Below are 6,855 nucleotides of genomic sequence, written 5' to 3' on the forward strand. Positions count from 1 at the left end.
AAAAATCGACTGCGACTTCCATGCCTATCGCTGGAGGCACCTCGTCGAGAACTTCTTCTGTAGCCTCAAAACATTCCGGCGCATCGCTACCCGATACGAGAAAACTGATCAGAGCTACCGCGCCATGATCAACCTTGCGGCCCTGAAGATCGCTATGCGCTAAATGTCCACACGCCTTAGGTCATTATTGCATCATGCCGCTGGTCCAGAGACATTCGATGGAGACGGCGCCGGACGTGACCTTCACCGCCGTTCCCATCGGCCGGGGCAAGCTGATTGCCGAACTGGAGGCGGGCGCCGCCGATATCGCCGTGGGCAGCTATCCCAGCCTCTACGCCAATGTGAAGGAACAGACGCTTTTCCGGGAGGATTATGTCTGCATCCTGCCCAAGGCGCTGGCGCCCGACGGCGTCCTGAGCCTCAGCGACTACAAGGCGCTGGATCATATCGTCGTGGACGGCCGCCATTACAGCCATGGCCATCAGGAGGCGGAACGGCTGATCCTGGAGACGATCGACCAGCGGCGGGTGCGGATGGTGTCGGAAACCTTCATGGTCACGGCGCTGATCGCGGAGACGAACGATCTGGTTCTCACCGTGCCGCGTTCCGTGGCGCGGGTGGTGCGGTCGCCGCGCATGACCATCGTCGCGCCGCCGCTGGACCTGCCGACGATCGAAGTGAAGCAATATTGGCATGAGCGCTTCGACCATGATCCGGGCAATATGTGGCTCCGCTCCCTGATCGCGGAATGCCGGGCGGATCATCAAAGCGAAGCGCGCCAGATCACCGTATTGCCCTCCAGGGAGACGGCGACGGGCGCGCAGGCCATTCTCTCCCCGGACATGCGGGTCAGGGCGGCGGGCTGAATCCCCCTGCCGGAACTGTCAAATCCGGATTGCAAGTTAGGCCAAAAGCCGCCTTTCCACTAGGCTTCCGATCAGGGAGAGGAGCGGGCGGACGGGCCGGTGAACGGCTTTGCCGACGCGCCTCGTCATATTCGGTTGGGCGAGCGTGCATGAACGAACATATCAAAATCGCCATGTCGGACTTCAGGGAATTGGAAGCCCGCTATGAACGGAAGCTCTGGGTCAGGGCGGAACAGGTTTCGCTCATGGCGAGCGTCGGCATCTATCGCGGCGAGAAGACATGTCGGCAGGAGATCATCTTCAACATCGCCGCCGAGGTGGTCGAACCCGAAGACGACTGGATCGGCGATACGATCGATTACCGCACCCTGGTGGAGCAGGCGCGGTCGCTGACGCGGGAACGCCATTTCGAACTGATCGAAACGCTGATCCGCGAACTGGCGCACCGCTTGATCGCCCTGGAGCGCATCAACTGCGTGGATATCGAATTGTTCAAGCCGGCTGCCATCCCGCCTGCCATGGCTTCCGTCCGGTACCGGATCGCCAAGACGAGGCGGGAGATGGAGTGGGCCGGTTGAAGCGGCGCATGATCTGGGATGATTAGGTCGCGTGGGCAAATCGAGAGATGGGCGATAGCCGCCACCAAATCCTCCCTACGCGAAGCGTGGGGAGGGGGACCGCTCGAAGCGTGCTCCCCCTCCCCATCTTTCGATGGGGAGGAATAGGACAAGTCCGCTGACCACCCAATTCATTCAGTCCGGCGAGAACCAGGACAATCGCGGCATCCTGCAATACTCAAATGGACATGCTCGAATGTCCGTCCGCCTCGAACACCCTTCTGGCGCGCTCTTCGATCCGGTCGGCCAATGATCCGCGCAACGGCATGCCGTTGGAGACTTTCCTCAGCGTGTTGTAACTGAATCCGAAGGTTTCGAATATCTCGTCATTATTTCTCGTGGCCGACAATGACGTTATGCGGTCGGCGATCGAAGGGTCCAAACAGCGCATTCCAACAGGCATTCCATCTTCCTCTACCAAATCCACTTATTCTGGAGCGCGCTGCATTCAATCAGACGCAGGCCGCGCGCGCTCCGCTTTTCTTGTCGCATCCTTTGCAGCGGAAAGCCGGTCCCCCCTTTCCGCACGATGTTCTAGTAGGAGTAGCGAACCGTCAGATACCATTCGCGGGGCCGGCCATAGGTGCCGTCTGCGAAGGATGAACCCTGAAGGTCGGCGAAGCCCGACATCAGCACCGCCTTGTCGGTCAGGTTGGTGACGCCTCCCGTGATACGGATGCGCTCGCTCGCGGTCTCGAAGGAGGCGGAGGCATTGACCATGTGATAGCCGGGCTGGCGCAGGATCGGGTTGTTGTCGGCCGACATGAAGGTGGTCGACCTGTAGTTCCAGTCGCCCTGCAAGGTCAGCCAGCCCGCGCCGCCGACCTCCAGCCGATAGGCCAGTCCGCCCGACAGGTTCCACTTCGGCGTATAGGGCAGCACGGCATTGGCCGGAATGACCGCGCCCGACGCGATCTCCAGATATTTCGTCTTCAGATAGCCCAGGCCGAAATTGGCCGTGAGGGCCTCCACCGGCTTTGCCGTCGCCTCAACCTCGACGCCCCGGATACGCGCCCGGCCGCCATTGACCTGCACCGGTTCGATGCTGCTGGCGCCGCCGGGGAAGGTGGTGACTTGCAGATCATTATAATTGGACTGGAACGCCGCGACGTTGATCCGCAGGCGGCGGTCGAAAAAGTCGGTCTTCGCGCCGATTTCATAGGCGGTCAGCTTTTCCGGGCCGAAGGTCGGCTGGAGGATGCGGGGCACGATCACGCGTTGCTGGAAACCGCCGCCCTTCACGCCCTTCGAATAGGAGGCATAGGTCATGATGCTGGAGGACCAGCGATGGTCGATCGACAGCATGGGCGAGAAATTGTCGAATTTCACGGACACGGGATTGTCGATGATCGTCGCGGGATTGGGGTTGGGATTGCCGATGGAGAGCGGCCCCAGCCCGAAGCCGATGTCTATGAAGAAATTGTCCGGATCGCTCGTCTTCTTCTCATTGGTGTAGCGGCCGCCAGCAGTGATGTTCGTGCCTTCGCCGATCGCATAGGTCGCCTGCGCGAAGGCCGCGTAGCTGTTGGTCTCCAGCTTGGTCGAGACGCCGGTGCAGATGAAGGAGAAGCAGGCGGGATTGTCGAAATCGACCTTCTCGTTGAGGTAGAAGAGGCCCACCAGCCAGTTCAGCCTGTTGTCGAGCGCCTTGCCGGAAAATTGCAGTTCCTCGCTGAACTGCTTCGCCGTTTGGTCGGTTTGCAATTCGATCAGTTGCAGCGGCGTGTTGTCGTCGCGCCGGAAGAAGGACCGGGTGACGCGATAGGCAGTGATCGACTTGACGCCGAAGGCCGGGCTGGCTTCCCAATCGACGACGCCGGTCAGGCCGAAGACATCGAGGTTGGAGACCGAAGCGTTCGGCTCGTAAAATGTCTTGTAGGGGCTGCCGGTGATCCACTGGTCGTTGAAGCAGGCGGGATTGTTGAGGTTGAAGGCGTCGCCGCCCGCCAACGGGCTGCACCCCTGCGCGCCCGCGACGATCAGATTGTGGAAGCCGCCCACGGTCGCGGCATTCGCCTGGACATATTGCTGGATCGACGCCGGATCGTTCGGATCGAAGGTCAGCCCCGGAACGAGCGGCTGAGTCGCCAACAGCGTCGATCCGGACGATTGTTCGCGCTTGCCGGTATAGTCGAACGCCAGGTCGAACGTCAGGTCCGGGCTGGCGAGCCAGCGCAGCGCGGCGCGGCCCGCCATGGTGGATATGTTGCCCAGCTTGGGCGCGTCCGCCTCGCTGACGGCGCCGGTCACAGGATCCTTTTGCAGGATCGTGATGTAGCCGTCGCGGTTGAGCGTGGCGAGCGAGAAGCGGGCGAACAGCGTGTCGGAAAAGGGAAGGTTCACGCTCCCTTTCACGTCGATCCGGTCGAAACGGCCGGTCGTGGCTTCGAGATAGCCCTCTAGATCGGGGCCGGGCTTCTTGGTGGTGATCTGAACCGCGCCGCCGATGGTGTTCTTGCCGAAGAGCGTTCCCTGGGGACCGCGCAGAACCTCCACCTGTTCCAGGTCGACGGTGTCCAGCACCCCGCCCAGCGTGCGCGACACATAGACGCCGTCCAGATAGATGCCGACGCCGGGGTCGATGGTGGGAAAGAAATCGTCCTGCCCGATGCCGCGGATGAAAACCACGGCGGCGTTGCTGGCGCCGCTATTGCCCGCCGTCGTGTTGAAGGTCAGGCTGGGCACCGATTGCGCCACGGCTGCGATGTTGGTCGCGCCCTTCTGCTCCAATGCCGCGCTGGTGATGGCGGAAACCGCGACGGGCGTGTTCTGAAGGGATTCGGCGCGGCGGCGCGCAGTGACCACGATGTCGCCGACGCCCTGGCTGGCGCCGCTGCCCGCCGGGGCATTTTGCGCCTGGGCAGCGGACGCAACAAGCGCCCCTGCGAACGTCGACGCCAAGAGCAGACGACGAAAGGACATGACAATGGGTTGCTCAGACGAACGAAGCATAGGAATATCCCCTCCATGCGCCATTATTCTTGGCGCTTTATCTGTCCGGCACAGTAGAGATCATGGCTATTGGGCCGCGCTAAGGGGATCGCAGCTTTCACGCGCGGAGAAAATCACCGCGCGTGAATAGAGAATATTCGTCACGCGGATTTGATTAAATCGGAACCGGCCGCTCACAAGGGTCTTCCTGGACTTTTGCGCGGGGGACTCGGCCCAGTTCCACAATGCGAAGATGCTCCGCATTGCGAAGGATGGAAAGCGAACATGTCTCGAAACAACGCCATCGTCATGCGGTACGACAGTCCCGACATCCAGGCCCAGTGCGACATCGTATATCTGCACGGCCGGGGCGGCACCGAGCGGGAGGGCGGCTTCGCCCTCCCGCTCTTCGGCCGCGCCAATGTGCGCTCTTATCGCGGGCCGCTTTCGCAGGGCGCGGGATTCGCCTGGTTCGAAAATGCCGGGATCGGCGTCGCCCTGCCCGAAAGCCTGTCCGGCGAAACCGCCAAGGTCGGGGACTGGATCGCCGCCGACACGGGGCGCCGCCTGCCCTGGCTGTGCGGCTTCAGCAACGGGGCCGCCATGGCCGCCAGCCTGCTGCTTGCCAATCCGGCGGCCTATAGCGGCCTGAGCATGATCGCCGGCTGCTTTGCGGTGGAGGATGGCGATCTTCCGGAGAACGGCCTTGCGGGCAAGCCTGTCCTGTTCTGCCGGGGCAGCTTCGACGATGTGATTCCGCGCTGGAAATTCGAACAGGCCGAAGCCTATCTTGCTGGACCCAGCGGGGCGCGGGCCAGCTTCCTTCCTTATGAAGGCGGGCATGAACTGCCGTTGCCGATCAAGGCGGCGGTGCAGGCCTGGCTGGGGGCGGAGGCCGGCTGAGGGCGCTCCAGGGGAAATCCGTCATGCCGGGACGAACCCGGCATGACGGGGATACAGGCCCTATATGGTGACGGGCGGAAGCCCTTCCACGGCGCGGCTCAGAAGCTGGACGATGCCTTCTTCCGTGATCGGGCGCGGATTGGGATAGGGGTTGGCGACGGCCAGCGCAGCCGCCCTGGCGACTCCGTCGGCGGGCATGCCGAGCTTCGCCAGCGACATCTCCGCGCCCAGGCCTGACGCCAGTTCATAGAGTTTCAGCGCCGGATCGCCGCCGCCCAGCGCCCGGCTGGCCCGCTCCATCGCCTCCGGCGCTGCCGGGGCGTTATAGGCGATGGCGTGCGGCAGAACCGCAGTGTGGGTTTGGGCGTGCGGCATGTCGAACGCGCCGCCAAGGGTGTGGCAGAGCTTGTGGTGGAGCGCGACGCTGGCCGCACCCAGCACGCTGCCGGCGAGCCAGCAGCCATAGAGCGCATCGCCCCGCGCCTTCGCGTCGGTAGGGTCAGCCTTGATCTGGGGCAGGCTCCTCGCCAGCGCCCGGATGCTTTCTTCGGCCATCAGGGACACGATGGGATTGCCGTCGAAGGCGTAGAGGCCCTCCATCGCATGGGCGATGGCGTTGAGGCCGCTGGCGATCGACATTTCGGCGGGCAGCGACAGGGTGAGATCGGGATCGTAGACCACGATCTTCGGCAGCACTTTCTTGTCCCGTCCCGTCGTCTTGATGCCGCCTTCGGTCATGCCCCAGATCGGCGTGACTTCCGAACCGGCATAGGTGGTCGGAACGACGAGGGACGGCAGGTCGAGCCGAAGCGAGAGCGCCTTGGCCAGGCCGATGGTGGAGCCGCCGCCGATGGCGACGGTGCAGTCGACGTCCAGTTCCTTCGCCTTGGCGGCGGCGGCGTCAACCGTTGCCACGGGAACGTGCATTACCGCCTGGCTGAAGATGCCGACGGCCTTTTCCCCCAATGAATTGGCGAGGTGGCGGGCGCTGTCGATTTGTTCGGGGGTCGATAGGACCAGCGCGCGATTTCCTATTTTCGGGAGCTCGTCGGCCACCTGGCGCACCGAACCCGGACCGAAGATAACCCGATATGGAAGGGGATCATAAACGAACTGCATCAGATTCCTCTCTCTATAGGGGCCGATAAGACGGGAAATCGGGCGGGGGCACAAGGGGCCGATGGGCATGCCGGCGAGGCCGGGCAGGACGGTCTATTGCATTTAATATATTGTATTCATTGTATTTTATTGGGATCGGCGGCGGCGGATGCGCTGCTTATTCGATGAACGAATTGTGCCTATCCGGATTCGGAACGGGGGCACTATCCGTCAAGTGGAAAAGCCTTTGCCGTGGAGCGGACCCGCCGGGATATTGCAATGGTGGGCATGTCGTTCGATTAAGGCGTGTGGACATTTAGCGCATAGCGATCTTCAGGGCCGCAAGGTTGATCATGGCGCGGTAGCTCTGATCAGTTTTCTCGTATCGGGTAGCGATGCGCCGGAATGTTTTGAGGCTACAGAAGAAGTTCTCGACGAGG

General features: G+C 62.4%; 4 protein-coding genes and 2 pseudogenes. 4 read left to right on the forward strand and 2 right to left on the reverse strand.

Going from position 1 to position 6,855, the window contains the following annotated elements; translation table 11 throughout:
* From BV95_RS21920 to BV95_RS21930, 3 genes and pseudogenes are all read left to right on the forward strand, one after another.
* Window positions 1–163 (forward strand): annotated as a pseudogene (locus BV95_RS21920) (IS5/IS1182 family transposase); the annotation flags it as partial.
* A gap of 10 nt (window positions 164–173) precedes the next feature.
* Window positions 174–866: pseudogene (locus BV95_RS21925) on the forward strand (LysR substrate-binding domain-containing protein); the annotation flags it as partial.
* A 149-nt stretch (window positions 867–1,015) separates the two neighbouring features.
* On the forward strand, window positions 1,016–1,444 hold the full coding sequence (locus BV95_RS21930; protein WP_051749941.1) for a dihydroneopterin aldolase: 429 nt from the start codon (window positions 1,016–1,018) through the stop codon (window positions 1,442–1,444).
* A 573-nt stretch (window positions 1,445–2,017) separates the two neighbouring features.
* On the opposite strand, the gene BV95_RS21940 is transcribed toward BV95_RS21930, so the two are convergent.
* Window positions 2,018–4,405 (reverse strand): TonB-dependent receptor, encoded by a 2,388-nt coding sequence (locus tag BV95_RS21940; protein WP_234703277.1) that lies wholly within the window; start codon window positions 4,403–4,405, stop codon window positions 2,018–2,020.
* Window positions 4,406–4,699: 294 nt separating this feature from the next.
* Between BV95_RS21940 and BV95_RS21945 the strand changes: the two genes are divergently transcribed.
* The gene (locus BV95_RS21945; RefSeq protein ID WP_037457337.1) at window positions 4,700–5,317 is read left to right on the forward strand and encodes an alpha/beta hydrolase; all 618 of its coding nucleotides are present in this window, start codon (window positions 4,700–4,702) and stop codon (window positions 5,315–5,317) included.
* Between the two features lie 60 nt (window positions 5,318–5,377).
* Here the strand turns inward: BV95_RS21945 and BV95_RS21950 are convergent, their stop codons facing one another.
* Window positions 5,378–6,436: a maleylacetate reductase gene (locus tag BV95_RS21950; protein WP_037457339.1), complete on the reverse strand. Its 1,059-nt coding sequence runs from the start codon at window positions 6,434–6,436 to the stop codon at window positions 5,378–5,380.
* Between the last annotated feature and the right edge of the window lie 419 nt (window positions 6,437–6,855).

This window comes from Sphingobium chlorophenolicum, from assembly GCF_000722875.1.
Classification (GTDB): Bacteria; Pseudomonadota; Alphaproteobacteria; order Sphingomonadales; family Sphingomonadaceae; genus Sphingobium; species Sphingobium chlorophenolicum.